The 25,053-nt window shown below is 70.1% G+C and carries 21 protein-coding genes; 14 read left to right on the plus strand and 7 right to left on the minus strand.

The features are described from left to right. The first annotated feature begins 89 nt into the window (after positions 1–89). The gene (locus JIN95_RS08540) at positions 90–536 is read left to right on the plus strand and encodes a UPF0179 family protein (RefSeq protein WP_200531097.1); all 447 of its coding nucleotides are present in this window, start codon (positions 90–92) and stop codon (positions 534–536) included. 21 nt (positions 537–557) lie between these two features. Here JIN95_RS08540 and JIN95_RS08545 read toward each other — a convergent pair whose 3' ends face one another. Next, positions 558–1,283: a nucleoside phosphorylase gene (locus JIN95_RS08545; protein WP_095637610.1), complete on the minus strand. Its 726-nt coding sequence runs from the start codon at positions 1,281–1,283 to the stop codon at positions 558–560. Positions 1,284–1,470: 187 nt separating this feature from the next. On the opposite strand from JIN95_RS08545, the gene JIN95_RS08550 reads away from it, so the two are divergent. The 6 genes from JIN95_RS08550 to JIN95_RS08575 all read left to right on the plus strand — a co-directional run bounded on the left by JIN95_RS08550 (position 1,471) and on the right by JIN95_RS08575 (position 10,175). After that, the gene (locus tag JIN95_RS08550; RefSeq protein WP_200531098.1) at positions 1,471–1,677 is read left to right on the plus strand and encodes a hypothetical protein; all 207 of its coding nucleotides are present in this window, start codon (positions 1,471–1,473) and stop codon (positions 1,675–1,677) included. Between the two features lie 130 nt (positions 1,678–1,807). Then, positions 1,808–3,676, plus strand: a complete 1,869-nt coding sequence (locus JIN95_RS08555; protein WP_200531099.1) for an Ig-like domain-containing protein — start codon at positions 1,808–1,810, stop codon at positions 3,674–3,676. 92 nt (positions 3,677–3,768) lie between these two features. Next, the gene (locus JIN95_RS08560) at positions 3,769–5,349 is read left to right on the plus strand and encodes a carboxypeptidase regulatory-like domain-containing protein (RefSeq protein WP_200531100.1); all 1,581 of its coding nucleotides are present in this window, start codon (positions 3,769–3,771) and stop codon (positions 5,347–5,349) included. 62 nt (positions 5,350–5,411) lie between these two features. Further along, positions 5,412–6,755 carry a hydroxymethylglutaryl-CoA synthase gene (gene hmgB, locus JIN95_RS08565; protein WP_200531101.1) on the plus strand — a complete coding sequence of 448 codons (1,344 nt, stop codon included), beginning with the start codon at positions 5,412–5,414 and terminating at the stop codon, positions 6,753–6,755. Between the two features lie 154 nt (positions 6,756–6,909). Beyond that, the gene (locus JIN95_RS08570; protein WP_095637606.1) at positions 6,910–7,365 is read left to right on the plus strand and encodes a 30S ribosomal protein S19e; all 456 of its coding nucleotides are present in this window, start codon (positions 6,910–6,912) and stop codon (positions 7,363–7,365) included. 359 nt (positions 7,366–7,724) lie between these two features. Beyond that, positions 7,725–10,175: a DUF5059 domain-containing protein gene (locus JIN95_RS08575; RefSeq protein ID WP_200531102.1), complete on the plus strand. Its 2,451-nt coding sequence runs from the start codon at positions 7,725–7,727 to the stop codon at positions 10,173–10,175. Between the two features lie 81 nt (positions 10,176–10,256). On the opposite strand, the gene ppc is transcribed toward JIN95_RS08575, so the two are convergent. Further along, positions 10,257–12,959, minus strand: coding sequence for a phosphoenolpyruvate carboxylase (gene ppc, locus JIN95_RS08580; protein ID WP_200531103.1), 2,703 nt, complete (start codon positions 12,957–12,959; stop codon positions 10,257–10,259). A 242-nt stretch (positions 12,960–13,201) separates the two neighbouring features. On the opposite strand from ppc, the gene JIN95_RS08585 reads away from it, so the two are divergent. Both JIN95_RS08585 and JIN95_RS08590 read left to right on the plus strand, forming a co-directional pair. Next, the gene (locus JIN95_RS08585; protein ID WP_095637603.1) at positions 13,202–14,038 is read left to right on the plus strand and encodes a cytochrome B; all 837 of its coding nucleotides are present in this window, start codon (positions 13,202–13,204) and stop codon (positions 14,036–14,038) included. 96 nt (positions 14,039–14,134) lie between these two features. Further along, positions 14,135–14,512, plus strand: coding sequence for a hypothetical protein (locus JIN95_RS08590; RefSeq protein ID WP_200531104.1), 378 nt, complete (start codon positions 14,135–14,137; stop codon positions 14,510–14,512). 26 nt (positions 14,513–14,538) lie between these two features. On the opposite strand, the gene JIN95_RS08595 is transcribed toward JIN95_RS08590, so the two are convergent. The 3 genes from JIN95_RS08595 to JIN95_RS08605 form a co-directional block, all read right to left on the minus strand. After that, positions 14,539–15,003, minus strand: coding sequence for a hypothetical protein (locus JIN95_RS08595; protein WP_200531105.1), 465 nt, complete (start codon positions 15,001–15,003; stop codon positions 14,539–14,541). Continuing rightward, positions 15,000–16,016, minus strand: coding sequence for a PGF-CTERM sorting domain-containing protein (locus tag JIN95_RS08600; RefSeq protein WP_200531106.1), 1,017 nt, complete (start codon positions 16,014–16,016; stop codon positions 15,000–15,002). The genes JIN95_RS08595 and JIN95_RS08600 overlap by 4 nt, the downstream gene beginning before the upstream one ends. Before the next feature lie 91 nt (positions 16,017–16,107). Further along, the gene (locus JIN95_RS08605) at positions 16,108–16,638 is read right to left on the minus strand and encodes a DUF5817 domain-containing protein (RefSeq protein WP_200531107.1); all 531 of its coding nucleotides are present in this window, start codon (positions 16,636–16,638) and stop codon (positions 16,108–16,110) included. A gap of 143 nt (positions 16,639–16,781) precedes the next feature. Here JIN95_RS08605 and trxA point away from each other — a divergent pair, with 143 nt between their 5' ends. Genes trxA through JIN95_RS08620 form a run of 3 tightly spaced genes read left to right on the plus strand, consistent with a single transcriptional unit; the run spans position 16,782 to position 18,887 of the window. Continuing rightward, positions 16,782–17,120, plus strand: coding sequence for a thioredoxin (gene trxA / locus JIN95_RS08610; protein WP_095637598.1), 339 nt, complete (start codon positions 16,782–16,784; stop codon positions 17,118–17,120). After that, on the plus strand, positions 17,121–18,269 hold the full coding sequence (locus JIN95_RS08615) for an aminotransferase class V-fold PLP-dependent enzyme (protein WP_234699182.1): 1,149 nt from the start codon (positions 17,121–17,123) through the stop codon (positions 18,267–18,269). Positions 18,270–18,314: 45 nt separating this feature from the next. Then, entirely contained in the window at positions 18,315–18,887 is a 573-nt protein-coding gene (locus JIN95_RS08620; RefSeq protein WP_200531108.1) for a class I SAM-dependent methyltransferase, read from the plus strand. 852 nt (positions 18,888–19,739) lie between these two features. On the opposite strand, the gene JIN95_RS08625 is transcribed toward JIN95_RS08620, so the two are convergent. Beyond that, on the minus strand, positions 19,740–20,621 hold the full coding sequence (locus tag JIN95_RS08625; RefSeq protein ID WP_200531109.1) for a homoserine kinase: 882 nt from the start codon (positions 20,619–20,621) through the stop codon (positions 19,740–19,742). 184 nt (positions 20,622–20,805) lie between these two features. Further along, positions 20,806–21,057 carry a hypothetical protein gene (locus tag JIN95_RS08630; protein ID WP_095637595.1) on the minus strand — a complete coding sequence of 84 codons (252 nt, stop codon included), beginning with the start codon at positions 21,055–21,057 and terminating at the stop codon, positions 20,806–20,808. A 217-nt stretch (positions 21,058–21,274) separates the two neighbouring features. Between JIN95_RS08630 and JIN95_RS08635 the strand changes: the two genes are divergently transcribed. Continuing rightward, the gene (locus JIN95_RS08635; RefSeq protein WP_200532131.1) at positions 21,275–22,549 is read left to right on the plus strand and encodes a TIGR00341 family protein; all 1,275 of its coding nucleotides are present in this window, start codon (positions 21,275–21,277) and stop codon (positions 22,547–22,549) included. 184 nt (positions 22,550–22,733) lie between these two features. Next, complete coding sequence (locus JIN95_RS08640; RefSeq protein ID WP_200531110.1) at positions 22,734–24,986, plus strand: formate/nitrite transporter family protein; 2,253 nt, start codon at positions 22,734–22,736, stop codon at positions 24,984–24,986. Positions 24,987–25,053 lie beyond the last annotated feature (67 nt).

Raw genomic sequence — 25,053 nt, forward strand, 5'->3', positions numbered from 1 at the left:
TCCCCTCCGGGCGCGCCGCGCCTCTCCGGGTGCGCGCCCTTGCCGCCCGAGGCGGGAGGCTTACGGCGGCGCGGAGCGTCGTGTCGCCCATGACCACGGTCACGCTCATCGGCACGCGGCTCGCGGACACCGGCCGCGAGTTCGTCTATCAGGGCGAGTCGCCCGACTGCGAGGGGTGTCCCTACCGGAGCCAGTGTCTCAACCTCTCCGAGGGGACCCGGTACCGCGTGACGGGGATCCGGGAGAACGCGCAGACGCTCGACTGCGCCGTCCACGACGCCGGCGTCCGCGCCGTCGAGGTCGAGCCCGCGCCCGTCCCCGCGAACGTCCCGTCGAAGCAGGCGTACGCCGGCGGCCGCGTGTCGCTCGCGGGACCGTGCCCGCACACCGAGTGCCCGAGCCACGGGTACTGCGTCCCAGACGGCGCCGACTTCGACGACGAGCGCGTGATCGACCAGGTGCTCGGCGAGCCGCCGCACGACACCTGTGCGCTCGACCGAGACCTGACGCTGGTGGAGTTCCGGGCGGAGGAGTAGCGGACCGACTGCGACCGACGCCTACAGCGCCGTGACCGCGTTCAGCGTGATCCGGATCGCCCGTTCGACGTTGTCCTTGGCCTTCTCCGGCAGCTCGTCGTCCGAGTCCGCGCCCTTCTGCGTGCCCGCGACGAGGTTGCCGTCGACGGTGCAGATCGCGCCGGCCCGCAGCCCCTTGCGCCGCGCGAGCGCGAAGACGGTCGCCGCCTCCATCTCGATCGCGAGGAGGTTCGCGTCCTCCCAGTCGTCGATGTACTCGTCGCTCTCGTTGTAGAACGCGTCGTCGGAGACGATCGGCCCGACGTGGATCTCCTCGCCGTTGTCCTCTGCGGCGCCGACGAGCTCGGTGAGCGCGTCGTAGTCGGGGACCGCGGGGTACTCGACGGACTCGTAGCGCTTGCTCGTCCCCTCCTCCTTGGCCGCGCCCGTCGCGACCACCATGTCGCCGACCTCCATGTCCGCCTGCAGGGCGCCGCAGGTGCCACAGCGCAGGAACGTCTCGACGCCGACCCGCGAGAGCTCCTCGATCGCGATCGCGGCCGACGGACAGCCGATCCCGGTCGAACAGATGGTGAGGTCGACACCCTCGTAGCTCGCGTTGACGACCTTGTACTCGCGGTTCTGCGCGACGAGCTCGCTGTCGTCACAGAGGTCCGCGATCCGGTCGACGCGCCCCGGGTCGCCGGGGATAATCGCGATCTCGTGGACGTCGCCCTCTTCGACCAGTAGGTGCGGCTGTTTCGCCATACGCGGCGAGACACCCGCCGCGCGCAAAAACGGACCGGTCGGGAGGCGGGAAGGCGGCCGAGATGACGATTTGATATCGCGGAATGTGATTTATAGCCGGCGTATCGGGACTGACCCCATCTCTCCGACGAGCGCGTCGACGCCGACGGATCGGCCGGTTTATCGCCCGCCCTCGCCAGGGTCGGGCATGAGCGACTCCGACGACCCCGCCGCCGTCTCGCTCGCCGCGTCGATCGGCGCGCTCGTCGTCACGTTCCTCCTCATCACGCCGATCGCCGGGACGCTGCTCGGCTTCAACTGGACGCAGGCCGTGCTGATCGGCGGGCTCTCCGGGTCCGTCGCCGTCCTGTCGGCGCGGCTGACGGCGCGCCGAGCGGGAGAAATGGAGGGCTGAGCGTCGGCGGGACGGAGGCTGAGCGTCCGCGAGACCGAGAGTCGAGCCGTCGAGACGAGAGCGCGGGAGATTCTCGCGACTGAGAGGTCGGACGGAGGATTTTATACCCGTTCGGCGTCGACACCGGGTAATGCGCTTCAGTCGCGACCGTCGGGGCCAGTCGGTCGTGGTCGGGACGGTGATCCTGTTCGGATTCCTCATCCTGGCGCTCGGGATCTATCAGGTCCAGGTCGTCCCCACGGAGAACGCGAACGTCGAGTTCGAGCACAGCCAGCAGGTCGAAGACGGGTTCGGCGAGCTCCGCAACGGAGTCCTCGACGCCGCCGCGGCCGGGTCGGCGCGATCGACGCAGATCCGGCTCGGAACGCGGTACCCCTCCCGGACGTTCTTCGTGAACCCGCCGCCCGTCTCGGGATCGCTCGCGACTCAGGAGACGGGATCGATACGGGTCCGCAACGCGACGATCGGCGGGGATCCCGACGAGGGCGGCCCGCACGAGAACGTCCGCCGGTTCTGGAACGCGAGCCCGGCGTTCGAGACCCGCTCGCTCCGGTACGACGCCGGATACAACGAGTTCCGCGACGCCCCGGAGCTCGTGTACGAGCACTCGGTGGTCGCCGCGGAGTTCGACGACGCGCTCCTCCTCCGATCGGGGCAGACGGTCCTGTCCGACGACGGCCGGATCTCTCTGGCCGCGCTGACCGGCACGGTCTCCGAGAACGGCGTCGAGCGCCGCAGCGTCGACGCGCGGGCCGTCTCGTCGAGCGACACGACCGTCCCGCTGGCTCCGAAAAACGGGCGGATAACCCTCGAACTCCCGACGGCGGTCGACGATCCCGCCGCGCTCGCGACGCGGTGGGAGGAGCGGCTTCCCTCCGGGGCGACCGCCGCCGCCGACGAGGCCAACGGGACGGTGCGGATCACGCTCGCTAACACCTCCGATCCGTACCGGCTGCGGCTCTCGGAGGTGTCGCTCGACACCACCGGCGAGACCGAACCGGCCTACATCGTCCCGGTCGGCGGCGAGAGCGTCGCCCGCGGCGAGGACGCCACGGTCGAGGTCCGCGACCGGTACAACAACCCCGTTTCGGACGCGACGGTCTCGTTCAATGGGACGACGTTCGACGCCGTCAACCGGACCACGAACGATGACGGGCGAACCACGTTCGTGGCGAACGAGACGGGAGCGCTTACGGCGAGTATCAACGGAACTTCGGGGCCAGAGTACGAGTCCGTGACCTTTGACGTGTCCGAAGGGGGTGCCGGAACCCGGACGTTGGACGTCGAGTGGGACGAGATCGACCCCGTCCAGATCGAGGAGGGGACGAGCGCACCGCTCGATATCTTGGTCTCTGAGGGTGCTTCGAGCCAGCGCATCGACGGCGCGGCGGTCGACGTCTCTTTCGCGCCGCGCGGCACCGTGAGCGGGCGGCCGACCGTTCCCGATCCCCCGGAGACAGACTCGGACGGTCGGACGACGGTAAACGAGTTCGACACGAACGGGGCGTCTGCAGGCGACTCGTTCGATCTGTACGCGTCCAGCGGCGACGACGTGGACCCGCTCATCGTCGAAGTCGTCGAACCGGGATCGGCGACGAGGCTCTACCCGGACACGTACACGGCGACTCGGGGAACGCTCTCGAACTTCCCGAACATGCAGGACGAGGACGGGACCGTCGCCGTCTTCGACGGCTCGGGGTCGACTGGGTTCGACGTCGAGACGACGACCGAGTCCGTCCCGAGCGGCGACTACAAGCTGGAACTGGGCGTTGGAACGGTCGATCTTCAGGGGAGCTCAACCGGGATCGATGTCGTCGTCGAGGACGAGAGCGGCGCGGAGCTCGGTTCGACGACGCTCACCAATGCCGATTCCGACACCGTCGTCTCCCTCAATCTGGGGACGATCGATCCCCAACAGAACGTAACGGTCCGGTACGCGGCCGATCGGCAGAATGACGACCTCGAGATCGACTACCAGCGGCTCGTCGAGCAGCCGTAGATCTCCTTCACCGCCGCTTTTCGCCGACATTATCGGCGTTGATAGGTGTGGCCCGGTATTGAAATACCGCGCCGACCAGATTCGACGCGTTAGTGCCTCTCGTATCCCGCATCACATCCACCGACCGCGCTCAGTCAGAGACGGTCGGCATCGTCCTGCTGCTCGCCGTCTTCGTCGTGAGCGCGGGCGCAGTCGGCGTGGCCCTCGTCGGCGACGTGACCTCCGACGCAGACGAGGTCGTGGTCTCGGCGGATCTCACCGCCGACGGGACCGATCTCCGCGTCAGCCACCTCGGCGGCGACGCCCTCCCGAACGACGAGCTCACGGCGGTCGTCAGGGCCGAGGGGAACGCCACCCGACTCGCGTTCGCGCCGCCCGACGGCCGCTTCGGACCCGGCGACGAGCGGACGTTCCCCGACGCGCTCGTCGCGAACGTGACCAACGAGGTCCGGTTCGTCCACGAACCGTCCGGCGAGGAGATCGCCCGGGTCTCGCTCAGGCCGACCCCGGAACCGACGGCCGAACCCGGCGCCGTCGAGGGGACGGTCGTCGGGTCCGGGGCGCCCTCGCTCGTCGCCTCGGGCGCCGCGTTCGGGCTCCGCCGCTCCGTCGCTCCCGTGTCGGGCGCGACGGTCGCCGTCGAGGGCGTCGGACGCGTCGCCGAGACGACCACGGCCGCCGGCGGCGCGTACCGGATCGAGGGGATCGAACCGGGAACGTACGAGCTCTCGGTGTCGGCCGCCGGATTCGCTTCGGCGAGCAAGTCTGTCACAGTCAGATCGAACGAGACGACGACCGCGGATGTCACGCTCGACCCCCTCGCGCCCGCCGAGTTCGCGGTGCGGATCGACGATGTCGACGCCCGCGTCGACGCGGGAGATCCCGTCGTCGTGAACGCGACCGTCGAGAACGTCGGCGACGAGCAGGGGACCCAACGGGTCGAACTCTCCGCCGCCGGCGCCGTCGTCGACGGGGAGGAGATCACCCTCGCGGGCGGCGAGCGCCGCCGGGTCTCGTTGGCGTGGCAGACGCTCCCGGCAGACGCGGGCGAGGTCGAACTCGCGGTCGCGAGCGAGGACGACACGGCGACGACGACCGTCGAGGTGCTGGACGCCGAGACCGACGCGGTCGCGTACGTCGACCGCGACGGGGACGGCTCGGCCGACGAGACGTTCACGGCGGCGGAGCTGGCGTTTCTGAACGAGCTCGACGGGCGGTTCGTCGTGTTCGAAGACGCCGGGGTCGTCGGCTCCGTCGGGGTGCGGGCCGACCGCGTCGTCGTCGAGGAGGGCGTGACGCTCTCGGCGACCGCGATCGAACTGGTCGGCACGCACGGCGTCTCGCTCGGCGACGGGTCGACGCTCGACGCGTCGAGCGATCGGTTCGTCGGGGCGTCGGCGGGCGACGTGACGGTCCGTTCGGAGGGCGACGTCGACGCGCGCGGCGTCGGCGTGACGACCGCCGCACGAGCGCTCTTCGGCGTGTCAGCCGGCGACATCGACGTCTCCGCGGCGGGGGACGTGGACGTGCGCGAGGGCGCGTTCGACGCGACCGGGCGGTCGTGGTTCGGATTCGCCGACGGGACGATCCGGATCGCGAGCGACGGCGGGACCGTCGCCGCGACCGGCGCGGCGTTCGACCCCGAACCGACGATCGAGTCCGACGACGAATAGTACCACGATCGACGTAATCGACCATCGACAAGCCCATATGCCGGCCGCATGAACGACCGTGTATGACCGAAGTCGGCATCGACGCCGTCGAGATCTGGACCGGAAAGCTCAAGCTCGACTTGCCGGGCACGTTCGCGCCGGAGAAGGGCGACGACCCGGAGAAGTACACGAAGGGGCTCGGGCTCAACAACTCCTCGTTCCCCGACGTGTACGAGGACATCGTCACGATGGGCGCGAACGCCGCGAAGGGGTTGATGGACCGCGAGGGCCTCGTTCCCGAGGACATCGGCCGGATCGACGTGGCGACGGAGTCGGCGTTCGACCACTCGAAGCCGGTGTCGACGTACATCGCCGGCTGTCTGGAGCAGGTGTACGACGGCGACTTCACCCACGCCAACAAGGGCGAGCGCAAGTTCGCGTGTCTGGCCGGCACGCAGGCGATAGACGACGCGTACAACTGGATCCGGGCCGGCCGAAACCGCGATCGCCCCGCGCTCGTCATCACGACCGACACCGCGCTGTACGCCCGCGGCGACCCCGGCGAGGCGACGCAGGGCGCCGGCGCCGTCGCGATGCTGATCGACGAGGATCCCTCGATCGTCGCGCTCTCGACCGATCAGGGGTACGGCTCGAAGGACGAGACCGACTTCCTGAAGCCGAACCAGCAGTTCCCCAGCGTCGACGGGAAGCGCTCGGTGCAGGTGTACCTCGCCCGGATGCGCGAGGCGCTGGAGGACTACGAGTCCGTCACCGACGACATCTCCCTCGACGACTTCGCGTACGCCCCGTTCCACACGCCGTTCCCGGGGATGGTCCGGAAGGCGGCCCTCTTAGCGTACCGGCACGTCATCCGCGACACGGAGTACGAGGACGCGCTCGCCGACGAGATCGGCCGACAGCCCCGCGAGGACGACTACGCGGACCGCGAGGCCTACGAGGAGGCCATCCGCGACTACATGGACGAGCTGAAGACGACCGAGCAGTATCAGACGTGGTACGACAGCGCCGTGGAACCGACGCTCGGGCTCTCCCGGGAGGTCGGGAACTGGTACACCAGCTCGGTCCACATCGCCCGCGTGAGCGCCCTGCGAGACGCCCTGGGCCGTGACCGCGACCTCGCCGGAGACACGCTGCTCGTCGCCTCCTACGGCTCCGGCGCGCAGGCCGAGATCCACGCGGAGACGGTCCGCGAGGGCTGGCGCGCGGAGATCGAGGGGCTCGACATCGACGACCAGCTCGCGGCGCGCTACGACCTCACGTGGGACGAGTACGAGGACGTCCACGACGTCCACGAGTACGACATGGACGTGGACCGCGAGATCGAGGAGTTCACGCAGCCGGAGGCGGAGTTCGTCTTCACCGGCTGGGGCCGGATGAACGAGCGGAAGTACGAGTACGTCGAGTAGCCGTCGAGCAGCGGGTCGGCGAGTCGACGGCGAGCTTCTCTCCCGGTTCCGGCGTCGCGATCCCCTTCTGTGGCTCCGCTACCCGTGAAAACGGGTCACACGACGCCTCTCGAATACGATGGGTTTAAACGACGTTAGGCTGAAATTCCCCTCAATGGTAACCATCTACGACGTGCCGGCCGACGCCCTCATCGAGGAGGTCGCCGCACGACTCGAGGACCGGATCGACGAGCCCGACTGGGTCGAGTTCGCCAAGAGCGGCGCCGGCAAGGAGCTCCCGCCGGAGCAGGAGGACTTCTGGTACGTGCGCTCCGCCAGCCTCCTCCGGAAGGTCGCCCAGAACGAGCCGATCGGCATCGAGCGGCTCGCCACCGAGTACGGCTCGAAGAAGCGCGGTTCGAACCGCTACTCCGTCCGCCCCGGCGAGCACGAGGGCGGCTCCCGCAAGCTCATCCGCGCGTCGCTGCAGGCGCTGGAAGACGACGGGCTCGTGACGACCGCTGCCGGCGAGGGGCGCCGCGTCTCCGACGAGGGCGAGGCCTTCCTCTCCGAGGTCGCCGCCGACGTCTTCGAGGACCTCGACCGGCCGGAACTCGAACGCTACGCGTAATTCCCGGTCCGTCGATCGAAGCTCCGTTTCTTGCGTCGCTCCGCCGACTTCGAGTTCCGACTCCGTCTCTCTCGTCGAGAGCGGCGCCTCGCGCCCTGAGCCGCTCCGATCTCGTTTCGCTGTGACTGAGCCGATTCGCTCTAGATATATTGTATACCGCTATATGGAATTATATCGGCGGCCTGCAGTCTACCCGCAGTCCAACTGACGAACGACCGATCCGGTCGGATCATCTCGGCTGACGTTCTCCCGATTCTACTCGGTTCCCGAAATCGCAGTTTAATGAGTTTCAAACGCCGGATTACCGGAACCGGAAAACGGCCGACAGCGTTATTAATTTTTAGGCTGGCCAAAAACGTATGCGACTCCGCAGACGGCATTTGCTGGCGACCGCTGGCGTAGCGCTCGGAACCGGACTGGCCGGCTGTAACGCCTCTCAGGGGGACGGGGCCGGAGAGGAGCCGTCGTCGACGGCGACGTCGACGCCTCCGACGGCGGATTCGGCCGTCGCGGCCGAGTGGAACGCGATGCGCGCCCGGCTGTGGGACGCCCTGGCGTTGGGGCGCGCGGGGGGCGCCGAGACCGGGGCGGCCGTCGCGCGGGAGACGTTCGCGCGCTTCGAAGAGGCCTCGGGCGAACGCGGCGCCCACGAGGCGCTCGAGGAGGCGAACGAGGGGAACTACGCCGAGTTCGAGGAGGCGCTCGGCGAGCTCCGGACGGCCGGCCTCGAACCGGGTGATATCGAGCGCGCCCGGGAGGAGACGGTGATCGCCGACACGCAGCTCGCGGAGGCGCAGCGTCGGATCACGGACGACGACACGGCGGACGCGTTGGAACTCCAGCTGTTCGGCGCCGCGGTCGTCGACGCGGCGTTTCTCGCCCCCGCGGACCGTTTCGAGGCGGCCGAGACCGCCGTCCGAGACGCCGTGGATCGGTTCGACGAGGCGGCCGTCAGCGGAGCGCTCGACTCCGCGGACCCCGACGCCCGCGAGGCCTTCGCGGACGCCGCGAGGGCGACGGCCGACGCCGCAGCCGAGGGTGACGCGGGGGCCGTCCGGTCCAACGCCGAAGCAGCGTTCTCTGCGGCGACGGCGGGCAGCTACGCGCTGGCCGGTTCCGAGTCGGCCGCGAGCGCGGGCCACGTCGCCGCGCTGCAGGCCCGCGGGTGGGACGCCGCCGCGCTGGCGTCGGCGGGAGGTCCGTCGACCGGGTTCGCACACGCGGCGACGCTGACCGCGTACCGAGCCCGCGCCTACGACGCCCGACGCCTCGCCGCGGCGGGCGAGACCGACCGGGCCGCCGCGGTCGCGAGCGACGTGTTCGCACACTTTGAGGAGGCCCGAGCCCACGAGGCCATCGAATCGGCTGATCACGGGGCGTACGAGGGGTTTGAGGACGGACTCTCCGACCTCCGGTCGGCCGCCGAGGCGGGCGACTTTGAGGCGGTCGACGAGGCCGTGGCGGCGATCGACTCGGCCCTCGTGGCCGGTATCGACGCGCTCGCGGGGGCGGACGCGCCGCTGCTCGAAGCGGCGTTCTTCCGGGCGCGGCTGGCCGATGCCCGAGAGCGCTACCGCTCTGGAGAGACGGACGCGGCGGCGTCGATCGCGACGGCGACGTTCGACCGCTTCGAGCGGGACGAGCTCGGCCTCCACGAAGCCGTGGAGTCGACGAGCGAGGACCTGTACGTCCGGTTCGAAGACGAACACCTCGGTGCGCTCGTCGACGCGTTCGAGAACGGCGACGACCCGGCCGTCGCGACCCACGAGGAGGGGGCGCGGTCGACGCTGCTCGAGTTCGCGACGGCGGCCGGCGACGCCGCGACCGCGAGCGCCGCCGAGGCGCCGTACGTGACGGCGAGGGGGTTCGACGCGGCCGCGCTCGACGCGGTCGGTGCGGGCGATCGAGCGCGGAGCGTCGCGCAGGGGGTCTTCGAACACTTCGAGTCGGACGCGGCGGGGTTCCACGAGGCGCTGGAGTCCGCGGACGAGTCGCTGTACGAGTCGTTCGAAGAGCGGCTCGAAGCCGTGGTCGCGGCTGCCGACGGGGACGAGGACGTGTACCCGGCCGCGGTGCGGTTCGACGCGGAGGCGGTGGCCGCGGCCTACGCCGTCGTCGAGAGCGCGGGCGGACCGGGTGCGTCGGCCGCGGCCGACCTGCTGGAGGCGACGTTCGCCCGCTTCGAGGAGGCCCGCGTCCACGACGCGCTCGAAGCGGCCGATCGGAACGCCTACGAGGCGTTCGAGGGGGCCCTCGACCGGTACGTCGCGGCTGTTCGGGAGGGTGGCGACGTGTCCGGCGCCGCCGAGTCGTTCGCTCGCGCCGCCCAGTACGCCCAGTTCGCGCTCGTGGACGGCGTCGAAGAGCTCCCGCTCGATCTCGAACTCGCCGGCGGCGAGGGGGAGACCGGGTCCGACCACGGGGACGACGGCGACGCCGACCTCGAAGGCGGGCCGAACGTCGTCGAAGGCGTTCCCGACGACGCCGACCACGTCGTCGACATGACCGCGGTCGCGTTCGAGCCCGCCGATCTCACCGTCTCTCGGGGCGACACCGTCGCGTGGCGGTTCGCGGCCGGTGAACCCCACTCGGTGAGCGCGTCCCAGGACGGGATCCCGGCGGAAGCCGAGTACTGGGCCTCCGGCGGATTCGACTCGGAGGAGGCCGCCAGAAGCGGCTGGGAGGAGGGAGAGGGCGCCGTGCAGTCCGGTGAGTCGTTCGTCCACACGTTCGAGACGGCCGGGGTCCACGAGTACGTCTGTATCCCCCACGAGGCCGCCGGGATGGTCGGGACCGTGACCGTCGAGTAGCACAGCAGGGGCATCCGTCTCCGGCCGGCCCGCTCCGCCTCCGAACGGAGGAGCCGCCGCCGAGGCGAGCGAACGGGCGGACTACCCCGTGTTCTTCATCCCGGCGGCGATGCCGTTGACGGTGAGCCGGAGGGTCCGCTCCTCCTCGTCGGTGCGGTGGGTCCGCCCGAGCAGGTTCGCCTGCAGCAGGTTGAGTGGGTCGACGTAGGGGTTCCGCCGATCGAGGCTCTCTTCGAGCCACTCGCGACGGATCAGGTCGTCGCGGCCGCTGATCGACAGGACGAGTTCGCGGCCGCGCTCGTACTCCCCGATCAGCTCGGGGAAGAAGCGCTCGCGGAGGTCGTCGTCCGCGAGGTCGGCGTACTCGGCGGCGATCTCGGGGTCGGTGCGGGCGAGCGCGAGCGCGGCGTTGTCGAGGGTCGTGCGGAAGAACGGCCACTCGTCGTACATCTCTCGGAGGGTTTCGAGGCCCTCCTCCTCGCCGACCGCGTCGAGGTAGGCATCGAGCCCGGACGCGAGCGAGTACCAGCCCGGGAGGATGAGCCGGGTCTGGGTCCACGAGAACACCCACGGGATGGCGCGGAGGTCCTCGACGGTGCGCTCGCCGGAGCGCGAGGCGGGGCGCGAGCCGAGGTTGAGGTTCTCGACGACGGAGATCGGGGTCGCCTGTCCGAAGTAGTCGACGAACCCGTCGGTGTTCAACAGATCGCGGTACGTCTTCCGGGCGGCGGGGGCCATCGTCTCCATCGCGTCGACCCACTCGTCGGGCACGTCCTCGGTGGGCTCCTCGTTGGCCTCGTGGCGCGCGCGGATCTGCGCGTCGAGCATCTGTTCGAGCTCCCGCTCGGCGATCCGCGGGTTGGCGTACTTCTCGGCGATCGCCTCGCCCTGCTCAGTGAACTTCACCTGCCCCGTCACCGTCTCGTTGGGGAGCGCGAGCAGCGCCTCGTTCATGGGGCCGCCGCCCCGCGAGATGGAGCCGCCGCGGCCGTGGAACAGCCGCAGGGTGACCTCCTCCTCGCGGCAGAACCGCGCGATCCGGCGCTGGTTCTCGTAGAGGTCCCAGTTCGCGGCGAGGAACCCGTTCTCCTTGTTGGAGTCGGAGTAGCCGAGCATGACCTCCTGGACCTCGTCGCGGACCTCCAGCGCCGTCGCATACGCCTCGTTCTCGAAGAGGGTCCCGAGGATGCGCTCGGCGCCGTTGAGCGCGGACTCCGTCTCCAACAGGGGGACCACGTCGAGGCCGCAGTGGTCCGGCAGCGAGACGACGCCGACCTGATCGGCCAAGAAGAGCACTTCGAGCACGTGGCTCGGCTCCTCGGTCATCGAGATGCAGTAGGTGTCGATCGCCTGCGCGCCGTACTCGTCCTGCCACTCGGCGAGCTCCTGGAACCGGCGGAGCACCCGTTCGGTGGTCTCGGAGACGTCGCCGGGCTCGTCGGCGTCGACGACCGGGTCCTCTTGGAGGATCGCCTCGGTGAGGAACTCCTCTCGGGCGTCCTCGTCCATCCCGCGGTAGTCGACGCCCTCGGTCGCGACCGCCTCGGCGACGGCCTCGGTGTGGTTCTCGCGGTGGTCGCGGAGGTCCAGCGACGCGAGCGTGAACCCGAACGTGTCCACCTGCCGGCGGAGCGGCTCGACGAACGACTCGCGGACCGCGTCCTGGCCGTCCGCCGCCAGCGAGTCGGCGATCACGTCCAGATCCGCGAGGAAGGCGTCGCCGTCGGGGTACTCGCCGGGGCGCACGTCGTCGACCCGGTCGAGCCGCTCGCGCATCAGGCGGAGCTTCTGGCGGTACGGCTCGTCGGGGTAGCGCTCGCGCGCCTCCTCGACGACGGTCGGGAACCGCTCGGCGTCGGCCGAGAGCGACTCCGTGAGCTTGTCGTCGACCGCGTAGCGCTCGCCGTCCTGGCTCAACACGGCCGAGAGCCGCTTACACCGGTCGCGGTACTTCTCGACGGCGACCTCGCGCTGCCGCGCCAGCGTCTCGTCGGTCACCTCGGGCGTGACGAACGGGTTGCCGTCGCGGTCCGAGCCCGCCCACGACCGGAACTCGAAGAGCTTCGGGCAGTCCACGTCGTCGTACTCCTTCGAGATGGTCTCCTCGAACTCCTCGTAGGCGTCGCCCACCACGTCGAAGAGGGTGTTCTCCAAGTACCACTGGACGTTCCGCGCCTCGTCTTCCGGCTCCGGGCTGCGCTGGCGCACCTGCCGCGTCCCCCAGAGGCTGGTCACCTCGGCGGTGACGTCGCGCCAGATCCCGTTGCGCTCGCGCTCGGTGAGGTTGCGCTCGTCGAGCTCCTCCAGGTGGTTGGCGATCGACCGGAGCTTCGCCTTCACTGTGGCTCTCCGCGCCTCGGTGGGGTGGGCGGTGAACGTCGGCTCGATGAGCACGTCCGCGAGCAGTTCCTCCAGTTCCTCCGGCTCGACGCCGGCCGCCGCGAACTCGGCGATCGTGGCGTCGAAGGAGTCGTGGAGCGCTCCCTCCTCGTCTGCGCCCCGGATGGCCCGGACGCGCTCCCGCTCCTCGGCGAGGTTGATCAGCTCGAAGTAGGTCGTGAACGCGCGGGCGACGATCTCCTCCCGGGTCGTCGACAGCTCGCCGACCGACTCGTGGAGCGCGTCGCGGCTCGTCGCGTCGCCGCGCCGGTAGTCGATCGCCGCGTTCCGGAGGTCCTCGACGGTCTCGTACGCCTCGGTGGAGGCCTGCGCGGCGAGGACGTCCCCGACGAGCGCGCCGAGCTCCCGGACGTCCGTCCGCACGTCTCGATTGTGCAACACCATACCACAGGTACACCCATTGCGGTGGGTTAAAAGCGGTGTCCGAACGAAGGTTTGCCTCGGTTTCGAGTAAACGTATCGATCGATCGTTCGACAGCTCCCGGATCCAGACGCGGGGGTCCAGGTTCGGCCCCATCGGTTCGGACGGGGTCGCGACCCGGACGGCCGGCGCCGGAACCCGGTCGTCGCGCTCGTCGGGTGGAGGGTTCGTCACCCTTTTTACCGGCCCAACCCGAACAGCGAGTATGAGTCAGTCCGACAAGTATCCGGCCGAGTCCGGCCGGCGTCGCTTCGTCAAGGGCGTCGTCGGGGGCGCGGCCCTGGCGGGGGTCGGCGCGATGGGGTCGGCAACGGTGAACACCCTGACGACCTCCGGCGGCGTCGGCGGCGGGTCGACCGTCGCGATGTCGATCGCTCACACCGGCGGCCCGGCGCCGCGTGGCCTCCCGCAGATCCCGGTCGAGGTCACCGACGACGGGTACATCCGCGGGATCTGGCCCGAGGTCCAGACCGTCACGCAGGAGGGCCGAGAGATCGAGGTCGCACAGGAGCAGCTCGGCGGCCGGACCTACTCCGGCGAGTGGTTCCAGTACTGCGGCGTCGAGTCGCAGGAGAACATCGATCCGAACTTCGAGTCGGACAACCTGTTCCGGGCGGCCCCCGGGAAGTACGACTGGCAGGACGAGACCTACGACGCGGGCGACCAGATCCACGTCGACGACTTCGACGACTACGCCGAGTGGGGCAACGGGGTCGGCGACGACGGCGTCGGGAAGCCGGCGTCCGTCACGTGGCGCTCCGAGGACGCCGACACCGACCTCAACGCTATCGTCATCCGCTCGCCGCGGATCGAGGAGGCCGCGGAGAACGACGAGTGGGTCTCCGCCTCGACGGACCAGGGGTTCATCGCGTACCTCAACGTCTGTACGCACTTCTGTTGTATCCCCGACTACAAGGTGTTAGAGGAGTCCGCCCGGTACGACGCCGCCAACGGGACCTACTGCGTCTGCCACCAGTCGACGTACGACCCGTTCACCCTCGAAGAGTCGCTGTTCATCGCCCGGCCTCGTCCGGACGAGTAGCCGGCGAACGGACGCGCGCGCGAACCGCGGCAACCGCGGCCCCCGCGCGCTCCGCCGGGCGCCGCGCTTTTCTCCCCGCTTCGCGTACCCCGTTCCATGAGCGACGACGATGTCCCCGCAGACGGAGCGACGGCCGACGACGCGGACGACGCGGACGGCTCGGACGAGGGCTCGGACGCCGGCTCGTTCGCCGCCGAGATCGACCGCGCCCGCGACCTTCTCGACGGCGAGGGGATCGAGGCGGTCCACGTCGGCGTCGTCCGCGACGGCGAGGTCGACACCACGTTCGCCCAGCGGGGCGACGGCGACGCGGAGAACGAGGGGCTTCGCGCGCTCGCGCTGCTGGCCGCGCACGTTCGGCTGGTCGCGAACGAGGCGGGCGTCGACGCCTCCACCGTCGCGGGCGACGCGGCGACGCTCGCGGGGCAGGTCGAGCGGGTTCCGACGAACACCGACGACCTCCCCGAGGAGTAGGCGGCTTCGGGGGAGTCGACCGCTACTCACTCCGCCGCCTTCCCGCCTCCTCCCTCGCTCCGACGGATCCGGTACAGCTGGTGAGCGACGCCCGCGAGCGCGACGAGCAGCACCGCGAGGTTGAACGCCGCGAGGGCGATCGGCTGGTAGGCCGGGTCGAGCCACGTCCGGATCGCCCGGCCGGCCTGGCTGTAGAAGCTCCACCCCGCGATCAGCGCGAGCAGTATCAGCGCGGCGAGCCCGATCCGGTCGATGAGCCCGCGGAGGTCGCCGGCCGAGATCGGATCGAACCAGCCGCCTCCGTCGGCGTCTCCGGTCGCGTCGCTTCCGGCGTCGGTCGTGCGCGGTTCGCGGTCGGCGGTGGCGGTCTCGTCGGTGGTGGTGTCGGTCATGGGTCCGGGTGGTGTGTCGGTGTCGTCGTGGTCGGTGTCGTCCGGAGCGATGCGATCGGCGTCGCCGTCCGAGTCGACGCGGTCTCGGTCGTCGGTCATGGTCGCCTCCGTGCGACGAGGGCCGCGGAGACGAGCGCGACGAGCGCGACGAGGGGGCCGAAACCGGGGGTCGAGTCCCCGGCGCCGTCCTCTCCGCGGTCGGGAGCGCCGGCTTCGTCCGCCGCGTCGTCGCCCCCCGTGCCCCGCGTGAAGTCCTCGACGGCGAACTCGACCTCCTCGACCGTCTCGTCCGCGCTGATCGTCTCTCTCGGGTTCAGGTTGGCGACGCCCTGCGTCTCGTCGATGAGCACGTCGTCGCTCCACAGCGCGGCGTCGACGTAGTAGTTGTAGTTCGCGGGCACCTCGACGGTCGTCGTCACGGTGTCGGTCCGCCCGGGCCGGACCTCGCCGACCGTCTCGCTCGCCTCGTCGGCGATCACGTTCGACTCCGACTGCCGGAAGAGCACTCGGAGGTCGAGCGGCTCCGAGGCGGCGTCCCCGCGGTTCGTCACCGAGATAGACACCGACAGCGTCGCCGTCTCGTTGTCGGCCTCGCGCACGCTGACCGCCACGGTCGGCCAGACGTTCCCCTCGGTGAAGCCGACCCGCGAGTCGGCGTAGTCGGGCGTGAGCGCCGCGACGCCGCCGACGCGCGTCGTCTGGCTCGCCCGCCGTTCGCCGTCGGCGAAGACGACGGTCTCGATCCGGTAGCCGCCTTCGCGGTCCACGTCGACGGAGCCGTTCACGGTGCGCTCGCCGCCGCCGTCGACGTCGCCGACGTCGACCGTCGTCTCGTCGACGAGCAGCCCCGAGTCGGCGCCGATCGCGCGGTGGCGGACCGTGACGTTCTCGACGGCCGAACCCCGGTGTCGGAGGTCGACTCCGAGCCGGAGCTCCGCGGTCTCGCCGCGCACTTCGCCCGGCGAGACGACCGTGTCCACGATGCGTACGTCGCCGGGGCGCTCGTCGGCCTCGCGCGGGTCGACGATCGCGTCCGGCGCGGCGACGGCGCCGATCGCGCCCGCGAGCAGGAGCGCGGCGGCGGCCGCCAGGAGGGCAGTTCGCGTGTCCATACGCGACACGTCTGAACGATAGTATAAGTGCTTTGTCAGGGAATCGGGCGTCGTCGTCAGGAAACCGGGCTTCGATCGCGGACCGACGCCCTCAGAGGGCCCGGTAGCGCCCGCCCGACTCGGAGAGCTCCCCGCGGCGGGCGAGCCGCGTCAGGATCTCTCGGGCCGTCTCGGCGGGGACCCCGCGTTCGCTCGCGTGCGCCACGACGCGCTCCTCGGTGGGGTCGTCGACCGCCTCGACCGCGTCGCGGACGACTTCGGTCCGGCTCCGCGAGCCCGACCCGCCGCCCTCAGCGCGGGCGCCCGCCTCGTCGACGGCGTCGGCGTCGATCCCGGACGCTTCCAGGTACTCGCGGTCGTCGATCCCCGCCTCGTCGACGGCGCGTTCGAGCTCCGAGACGTGGTCGATCTCGGCGAACGCCGCGCTCTCGTCGCGCTTCTTCGCGAGCAGCGCGGCCCGGGCCTCGCGGGCCGCCTCGCGGTCGTCCGACTCGAAGAACCGCTTGAGCTTCGCCGTCCGGTGCGTCTTCCCGCAGCGGGGGCACTGCGCGCTGTCGCTCGTCCGCGGGTCCGCGAGGAGCCACATCGCCGCGCACTCGTTGCAGCCGACGACCGCGTACATGCGCCCCGGTTCGTCGCCCCCGAATTTGAACCCTCGGACGCGCGTCGCCCTCTCTCGAACGCGCCTCGCCCCTCCGACCGGCCGGGCGGTATTGTGTTACTCGTTCAAAACCATTATCCGCGTGGGGCGCGTACTACGAAGCGATGAGTTCACCTGACGCTGCCCCCGCGGAACCGATTCAGCTGACCGACCCCGACGCGTTCGACGACTACGTCGCCGAGGGCGTGGTCCTCGTCGACTTCTACGCGGACTGGTGCGGCCCGTGCCAGATGATGGAGCCGGCCGTCGAGGCGGTCGCGAGCGACACCGATGCGACCGTCCTGAAGATCGACGTCGACGAACACCAGGGGCTGGCCGGCGAGTACGGCGTCCAGAGCATCCCGACGCTGCTCGTGTTCGCCGGCGGCGAGCTCGCGGAGCGGATGGTCGGCGCGCAGACGGAGGACGCGCTCGCCGACTCGATCGCGGAGCACACCGCCTGAATGGCCGATTTCGAGGCCGATACCGGGATGACCTCGCGGGAGCTCCGCGAGCTGCGCGCGGACGTGCCGGCGCTCGGCGAGGCCGCGTACTTCAACTTCGGCGCGCACGGGCCGAGCCCCGAGCGCGTCGTCGAGGCTGCGTCCGACTACGTCGCGGACCACGAGTTCGGATCCGGGACGACCGACCCGTACGAGCGCGCCTTCGGAACGTACGAGACGGTGCGCGAGCGCGTCGCCGACTTCGTCGGCGCCGAGCCCGACGAGGTCGCCCTGACCGAGAGCACGACCGACGGGATCACCCGGATCGCGGGCGCGATCGACTGGGAGCCCGGCGACGTCGTCGTCCGGACGGACCTGGAACACCCCGCCGGCGTCCTCCCGTGGCAGCGGCTCGAACGCGAGGGCGTCGAGGTGCGGGTCGTCGAGACAGAGGGCGGGCGGATCGATCGCGAGGCGTACGCCGAGGCCGTGACGGACGCGCGGCTCGTCTGCTTCAGCGCGATCACGTGGACCCACGGGACGCGGCTCCCGGTCGCGGACCTCGTCGAGATCGCTGACGAGGCGGGCGCGTTCACGCTCGTCGACGCGGTCCAGTCCCCCGGCCAGGTCGCGATGGACGTCTCGGAATGGGGCGCCGACGCGGTGGCGGCGGCGGGCCACAAGTGGCTGCTCGGCCCGTGGGGGTCCGGCTTCCTCTACGTCGACCGCGAGGCCGCGGCCGAGCTGGCGCCGCGCGCGGTCGGCTACCGGAGCGTCGAGGATCCCGACGCCGACGAGATCGCGTTTAAGCAGGGCGCGAAGCGCTTCGAGGTCGGGACGACGACCCCGGCGGCCCACGCCGGGCTGGTCGCGGCCCTCGACGCGATCGACGCGGTCGGGATCTCGACGATCGAAGACCGGATCGCGTCGCTCACCGACCGGCTCAAGGACGGCGTTCCCGACGACCGGCTGCTGAGCCCGCGCGAGTACGAGACCGGGCTCGTCACGGTCGAGGTCGACGACCCCGAGGCGACGGTCGAGCGACTCGCCGACGAGGGGATCGTGGTCCGCTCGCTGCCGCACCCGGACGCGGTCCGGGCGTCGGTCCACGCCGTCTCCACCGAGGCCGAGATCGACCGCTTGGTCGACGCGCTCGCCGCCGAGTGGTGAGCCCGCGACCGGACGCGTTTTAGTGGTTCACGCACAAGACCGCGTATGGGATTTCACACGTTCGACGCCGAGCAGGCCGACCGACTGGAGCGCCCCGCGGTCCGGTACCGCTGGGTCTCCGCCGAGGAGGTCGTCGGATCGCTGACGGCCGCCCGCGCCGACCGCGCGGCGGCGACCGTCGTCGACCTCGGGAGCGGCACCGGCTTCTACACCGACGCGGTCGCGCCTCACGTCGAGGCCGTCTACGGCGTCGACGTGCAGGCCGAGATGCACGCGTTCTACCGCGAGAAGGGCGTTCCCGAGAACGTCGAACTCGTCGAGAGCAACGTGGCGTCGCTTCCCTTCGAGGACGGCGAGCTCGACGCCGCCTTCTCGACGATGACGTACCACGAGTTCGCGAGCGACGACGCCCTCGCGGAGCTGGCCCGCGCGATCCGTACCGATGGCCGGCTCGCGCTCTTCGACTGGTCGGCCGCGGGCGACGGCGAACACGGCCCGTCGGCCGACGAGCGCTTCGCCGCGAGCGACGCGGTCGCGGCGCTGGAGGCGGCGGGGTTCGAGGTGATCTCCGCCTCCGAGCGCACCGAGACGTTCGCCGTCGTCGCTCGCGCGCCATAGGCACAGATCGAGAATCGTCGGAGAAGAGCGGGTGTTCGCCGGTCTGTTTATGAGTGAACTGCGGTGGCGCGTGCCGACGAGCGCCCGCAGGGCGCGAGTCGCACGCGCGAGGGACGCGGCGAACGCGAGCGGCGAAGCCGCGAGCTGTGAGCCGCGAGGCTGGGGAGGTGTGAGGTGCGGTGCCGTGCGGGGTGGGACTCAAAGGGGCAGTCGCGAGGACGAAGGCGGCCGCAGTAAGCACCGCAGCGAAGGAGCGGTAGCGACTGAGCGAGGAGCGCAGCAAGGCCTCCGAGTCGTCGCGGCTGGGGCTTTGGAGGTCTTTACCGTCGATCGGCCGTTTATAAACAACCACGAGGATATCATAGAACACTTCTCCAGGTGTTATTTCCGCCGAATTAGAGTCGAATTATCTGTTTGAACGAACCTGTATAATGAGCAGAAATTGAAATTCAGAGAACGAATACTTATGCCTCATTATCAGATGTAGTCAAACATGAATAACTATCATCTATCCTCTCGCCAGAATGCTCTCTTAGGCTTCTTTATTGGTGTTTTAGTCTCACTTTTTGTTGAGGTATTATTCTTTTCTGGCCCAGTCGAAATTCATAGCTTGATTGGTACTGGGCTCGGACTGGCGTTCGCGTTCTTTCTACTATCACCTTTTAAATAATAGCTGTAATGACGAAAAATTTGGTCTAGTCTGGTGTGTGAGTCACCTGTATTGAGCGATTCGTGAGTCTTCTTTACTGACCGATCCCTATTTCGGGTTTGGAAACCTCGGAGGCCCTCGCTTTCTGCCCGCACGATTTATAAACGAACGACTGAAACGCCAGCCGGCTCCGCGTGATCCCCTCACTCTTCGAGCACCGTCGACCCCCGCCCGATCCGTGTCTGGTAGGCGCGGGCGTCGATGCCGGCGTCGGAGAAGGCGTCGAGCATCGCGGCGGCGACCCCCCGCCGGCGCTCGTCGCGGCAGACGGCGAGGATCGCGGGGCCGGCGCCGCTGACGGTGACCCCGGTCGCGCCGGCGTCGAAGGCCGCCGCGCGCACGTCGTCGTACCCCGTGATCAGCCGCGCGCGTTCGGGGGTGACGACGGGGTCGCTCATGCCGGCGCCCACGAGCTCGGGGTCGGAGCGGCACATCCCGACCGCGAGGGTGGCGGCGTTGCCGACTGTCTCGACTAAGTCCTCCATCGAGGCGGTCTCGGGGACGACCCGGCGCGCGTCGCGGGTGGAGACCGCCACGTCGGGGAGACAGACCACGAGGGGGATCGAGGCGTCGACCGCGTGGGTCCCCTCGCTCGTCGTCACCGTGAACCCGCCGAGGATCGAGGGGGCGACGTTGTCGGAGTGGGCGACACCGGAGACGACCGCCTCGCCCTCGGCGGCGATCGGGACCAGCTCCGAGCGGGAGAGCCCGCGGTCGTACAGTCGGTTGAGCGCGACGGCGGCGCCGGCGGCGCTGGCCGCCGAGGAGCCGAGGCCGGACGCCGGGCGGACGCCCTTGTCGATGTGGATCCGCGCGGGCGCGTCGAGCGCCTCGACGACGGCGCCGACCGTGTTCTTCTCGGGGTCCTCGGGGATGTACTGGGCCCCGACCCCGGTGACCTCGATCGTCGTCTCTGCCGCCTTCTCGACGGTGACGACGTCCGCCGGACGCGTGAGGGCCGCGCCGAACACGTCGAACCCGCTGCCGAGGTTCGCGCTCGTGGCGGGTGCCCGTACCGTGACCATGGCGGGGAGTGTCGCTCGGGGTGCAAAAAGAGGCGGGATCGAGCAACGGCGCGGCGGGGGAGAAGGCGGCGCGGCGAGGCGGGAAGCGGCGCTCCCGACGAGATCGGAACGGTTCGGAGAACGAGGGTGGAACGGTGACGGCGGCAGTCGGCGATTCGGGGGCGCGGTTCGGTGGCGGCCGGAATTAGCTCCCGGCCATCGTCCACAGCAGCGCGCCGATCAGGATCATCGGAATGCCCGCGAGGATGTACACCTGCGGCATCGTCGTGTACGGGGCGACCAGGAAGATCGTCCCGAAGCCGGCGAAGACGGACGCGATCACCTTCTGGGACTTCAGGGGCGCGGCCGCCAGAAGGGAGACGACGAACCCGAGCAGTATGACGTGCCCGAGGTGGTAATCGAGCAGGAACGTGTCGATGAACAGCGGCGAGAGCATTCTTGCCTGAACGTGCGAGGGATTCGCGCATTAAAGTTCCGTTTCGTGCGGGGCGGGCGCGGATTCGGCCTCCGGATCCGCGGTGCGGTCAGCCGCCGGGTCGACCGAACCGGGCTCAAGATCCCCCCGCCGACCGCCGTCCGCGGTTTCCGTTTTCGGCCACCGTCCCTTATAAGTCGCGCCGGCGAGACGACCCACCGTGCGACTCGTTCAGGTCATGATCCCCGCGGGGAAGCGCGCGGCCGTGGTCCGCGCGCTCGACGACGAGGGCGTCGACTACGTCGTCACCGACGAGACGAGCGGCCGCGAGTACACCGCGGTCGCGACGTTCCCGCTCCCGACCGCCGCCGTCGAACCCGTGCTCGAACGGCTCCGGGAGGCGGGGATCGACGAGAGCACCTACACGGTCATCGTCGCGGCCGAGACGGTCATCTCCCGCCGGTTCGAGGCGCTCGAAGACCGGTACGCCGAGGACGCCGAACGCGGTGGCGACCGGATCTCGCGGGAAGAGCTGCAGACGAAGGCGGACGACCTCGCCTCCGGGCTCCGGACGTACGTGCTGATGACGGTCATCTCCGCCGTGATCGCCACCGCCGGGCTCCTGCTCGACTCGCCGGCGACGGTGGTCGGCTCGATGGTGATCGCCCCCCTGATCGGCCCGGCGATGTCGGCCGCGATCGGCACGGTCGTCGACGACGAGGAGATGTTCCGGCGCGGCGTCCGGATGCAGGTCCTCGGCGTCGCGGTCGCGGTCGCGGCCGCGACGCTGTTCGCGCTCGCGCTGCGGTGGTTCGCGCTCGTCCCCCCGGGGCTCGATCCGCTGGAGCTCGCGGAGGTCTCGGAGCGGCTCGCGCCGAACGCCCTGGTGCTCGTCGTGGCGATCGGCGCCGGAGTTGCCGGGATCGTCTCGCTGATGGCGGGCGTCTCGGCGACGCTGGTCGGCGTGATGATCGCGGTGGCGCTCATCCCTCCCGCGGCCGCCGTCGGGATCGGGATCGCCTTCCGGATCCCGCGGCTCGTGATCGGCGCGGGCGTGATCGTCGCGGTGAACGTCCTCTCGATCAACCTCTCCGCGCTGGTCGTGCTCTGGTACGAGGGGTACCGGCCGCAGAGCTGGTTCCGCGAGGACGACGCGCGCGCGGCGTTCCTCAAGCGGGCGGCCGTGCTTGCGGCCGCGATCGCGGTGCTCTCGGTGTTCCTCGGCGGCGTCACCTACGAGTCGTACGTCGCCTCGACCACCGAGGCCGACATCCGGTCCGCCGCGGGCGACGAGCTCGCCGCGCTCGACCCCGGGCTCGAACTGCTGGAGCTGGAGGTCGAGCGCGGCGGGACGGTCCCGCCGCTCGACACCGAGCGCGTGATCGTCACCGTGGGGGCACCGCCCGGCGGCGGCGTGGAGGGGGTAGCCGACGCGCTCGACCGCCGGATCGAGGCGACGATCGGCGCCGACGTGCGCGTCGAGGTCCGCCTCGTGACGATCGACCGGGCCTGACGCGGCGTCGGCGGCGACCGGCTCCGAGAGACGAACCGCCGCTCCCCGATCTGACGAACCGCCCGATCTGGATCGAATAGTTAAACGCCCATTCAGTTCATCAGGAAACACAGTCCGTGTCGGATCTTTTGTGCCACATGCCGAAAGAGGAACTACTTTTTACCGCGCCGAGAGTGATCCGGCAGTGACCGACTCACAGCGACCCGACGACGATTCGATACGCGAGGTCGTCGAGCGCTCCCAGAGCGGCGCCCCGGCAGTCGGCGAGGCCGTCCGGGACCGCTTCTCGTCCGACGAGGTGTTCCAGCGGATCATCGCGGCCGCGGACGAGGAGGTGACCTCCGGGAGCCGCGAGCTCTTCTTCAGCGGGCTCGCGGCGGGGCTGGCGATCACGATCACCTTCATGCTGTACGCCTCCCTGACGGCCGCGACCGACTCCCACCCGATCTTAAGCGTCATGCTGTACCCGCTCGGGTTCATCTACATCATCATCGGCGGCTATCAGCTGTACACCGAGAACACGCTGCCGCCGGTGGCGCTGACCTTAGAGCGGCTCGCGAGCCTCCCCACGCTCCTCCGCCACTGGTCAATCGTGCTCGCGGGCAACTTCGTCGGCGGCGGGATCGGGGCGCTCGTGCTGTCGTACGGCGACGTCTTCACCGGCGACACGGTCGACGCGGCGCGGTACATCTCCGAGGGCGGGTTCGGCGTCGGCGCCGTCCCGCTGTTCTTCAAGGCCGCGATGGCGGGGCTGATCGTCGCCGGCGTCGTCTGGGTCGGCTTCGCCTCCACCGACTCGGTGAGCCGGATGCTCGTCGTCTACCTCGCGTTCCTCGCGATCCCGCTCGGCGACCTGTTTCACGTCGTCGTCTCCTTCACCGAGGTCCTCTACCTCTTCTTCGAGTACAGCATTCCGCTGTACGGCGCGGAGATCAGCCTCTACTCCGGGATCGTCGGCTTCGTGATCCCCGTGCTGCTCGGCAACACCATCGGCGGTGTCGTGTTGGTCACCCTCGTCAACTACTTCCAGACCAGCGAGGAGCGCTTGGAGGAGGCGCGCTTCGAGGGGATGACCCGCCGGCTCACGGTGCCCGAGTGGGTGCTCGGCCGCGCCGCGGGGCGCTCGTACGTCCCGATCTTGGACGCCACGGAGGCGACGCTGTTCGCCAACGAGGGCCACCGGATCATGGTCCCGATCACGAACCCGCGGACCGACGGCCCCATCGTCGAGCTCGCGAGCCGGATCGCCAGCGACCACGAGGACGGCCTCGTCCACATCGTCCACGTCGTGCAGGCGCCCGAGCGGATGTCGCTGTCGGCCGGCGCGGGCCGGATCGCCGACGTCTCCGAGGAGGGGATGGCCGGGCTCCGCGAGACCGCCGAGGAGTACGACATCGACGTCTCCACCTCCACGGTCGTCTCGCACCGGTCCTTCGAGGAGGTGTTCAACATGGCCCGGCGGACCCGCCCCGACGCCGTGTTGATGGGGTGGGGCGAAGACCAGCTCTGGGGCGCGGCCCGCGCGGAGCGTCCCATCGACGAGCTGACGAACCAGCTCCCCTGCGACTTCCTCATCCTGAGCGAGAGCGACCTCGACACCTCGCGGGTCCTGCTGCCGACCTCCGGCGGTCCGGACTCGACGCTGGGCGCGGAGGTCGCGAGCGTCCTCTCCCGGACCGCGGGCGCCGAGGTGACCCTGCTCCACGTCGTCGACGGCCCCGAGGACCGGGCCGACGGCGAGGGGTTCCTCGCCGGGTGGGCCGCGGAGCACGGGCTCTCGGATGCCGAGCTGATCGTCGACGACACCGGCGACGTCGAGGGAGCGATCGCCCGGGAGGCCGCGGACAACTCCCTCGTCATCATCGGCGCGACGGAGAAGGGACTGCTCTCGCGGCTCGTCTCGGGCTCTCTCCACCTCGACGTGGTCAACGAGGTGGACTGCTCGCTGCTGCTCGCCGAGCGTCCCAGTACGCGCTCGATCCGCGAGCGGCTGTTCGGCTCGGGACGGCGGGTGTCCGGACCGCCGGACGGCGGCGTCGAGCGCGATCCCGACGCGTCCCGGGGCGCCGAGCTCTCCGGCCCCGACGACTCGGGCCCCATTCCGACGTTCACGGGCTCGGACGACGGCGACGCGGAGGGGACAGACGAGGAGGACACGGCGGACGGACCGGCGGAGCCGGCGGTGATAACCGACCACGAGGACCCGGACGAGGAGGATCCGGACCACGGCGGCCCGGACGACGAGGCGCTCGACGGTGAGGGGCTTCCCCCGGAGCAGTCGGTCGTGACGGATCACGACGACCCGGACGACGACCCCGACGAGGCGGACGACGGCTCCGACGACGCGACGGACGACGGCTCCGACGACGCGACGGACGACGGCTCCGACGACGCGACGGACGACGGCTCCGACGACGACTCGACCGGCGCGCTGTGACCGCGCCGGCGTCGCCCGTCCGATAACGAAAGCGGCTCTTTGTCCTTACGGCGGCTTATTTGACGGT

The sequence above is a fragment of the Halorubrum sp. LN27 genome (assembly GCF_016635065.1).
Taxonomy (GTDB): domain Archaea; phylum Halobacteriota; class Halobacteria; order Halobacteriales; family Haloferacaceae; genus Halorubrum; species Halorubrum salipaludis.

Excerpts from the sequence above, each read along its gene's own strand:
- JIN95_RS08540 (WP_200531097.1), top strand. The coding sequence starts at position 90 with ATGACCACGGTCACGCTCATCGGCACGCGGCTCGCGGACACCGGCCGC.
- JIN95_RS08545 (WP_095637610.1), bottom strand. The coding sequence starts at position 1,283 with ATGGCGAAACAGCCGCACCTACTGGTCGAAGAGGGCGACGTCCACGAG.
- JIN95_RS08550 (WP_200531098.1), top strand. The coding sequence starts at position 1,471 with ATGAGCGACTCCGACGACCCCGCCGCCGTCTCGCTCGCCGCGTCGATC.
- JIN95_RS08555 (WP_200531099.1), top strand. The coding sequence starts at position 1,808 with ATGCGCTTCAGTCGCGACCGTCGGGGCCAGTCGGTCGTGGTCGGGACG.
- hmgB (WP_200531101.1), top strand. The coding sequence starts at position 5,412 with ATGACCGAAGTCGGCATCGACGCCGTCGAGATCTGGACCGGAAAGCTC.
- JIN95_RS08570 (WP_095637606.1), top strand. The coding sequence starts at position 6,910 with ATGGTAACCATCTACGACGTGCCGGCCGACGCCCTCATCGAGGAGGTC.
- JIN95_RS08575 (WP_200531102.1), top strand. The coding sequence starts at position 7,725 with ATGCGACTCCGCAGACGGCATTTGCTGGCGACCGCTGGCGTAGCGCTC.
- ppc (WP_200531103.1), bottom strand. The coding sequence starts at position 12,959 with ATGGTGTTGCACAATCGAGACGTGCGGACGGACGTCCGGGAGCTCGGC.
- JIN95_RS08585 (WP_095637603.1), top strand. The coding sequence starts at position 13,202 with ATGAGTCAGTCCGACAAGTATCCGGCCGAGTCCGGCCGGCGTCGCTTC.
- JIN95_RS08590 (WP_200531104.1), top strand. The coding sequence starts at position 14,135 with ATGAGCGACGACGATGTCCCCGCAGACGGAGCGACGGCCGACGACGCG.
- JIN95_RS08595 (WP_200531105.1), bottom strand. The coding sequence starts at position 15,003 with ATGACCGACGACCGAGACCGCGTCGACTCGGACGGCGACGCCGATCGC.
- JIN95_RS08600 (WP_200531106.1), bottom strand. The coding sequence starts at position 16,016 with ATGGACACGCGAACTGCCCTCCTGGCGGCCGCCGCCGCGCTCCTGCTC.
- JIN95_RS08605 (WP_200531107.1), bottom strand. The coding sequence starts at position 16,638 with ATGTACGCGGTCGTCGGCTGCAACGAGTGCGCGGCGATGTGGCTCCTC.
- trxA (WP_095637598.1), top strand. The coding sequence starts at position 16,782 with ATGAGTTCACCTGACGCTGCCCCCGCGGAACCGATTCAGCTGACCGAC.
- JIN95_RS08615 (WP_234699182.1), top strand. The coding sequence starts at position 17,121 with ATGGCCGATTTCGAGGCCGATACCGGGATGACCTCGCGGGAGCTCCGC.
- JIN95_RS08620 (WP_200531108.1), top strand. The coding sequence starts at position 18,315 with ATGGGATTTCACACGTTCGACGCCGAGCAGGCCGACCGACTGGAGCGC.
- JIN95_RS08625 (WP_200531109.1), bottom strand. The coding sequence starts at position 20,621 with ATGGTCACGGTACGGGCACCCGCCACGAGCGCGAACCTCGGCAGCGGG.
- JIN95_RS08630 (WP_095637595.1), bottom strand. The coding sequence starts at position 21,057 with ATGCTCTCGCCGCTGTTCATCGACACGTTCCTGCTCGATTACCACCTC.
- JIN95_RS08635 (WP_200532131.1), top strand. The coding sequence starts at position 21,275 with ATGATCCCCGCGGGGAAGCGCGCGGCCGTGGTCCGCGCGCTCGACGAC.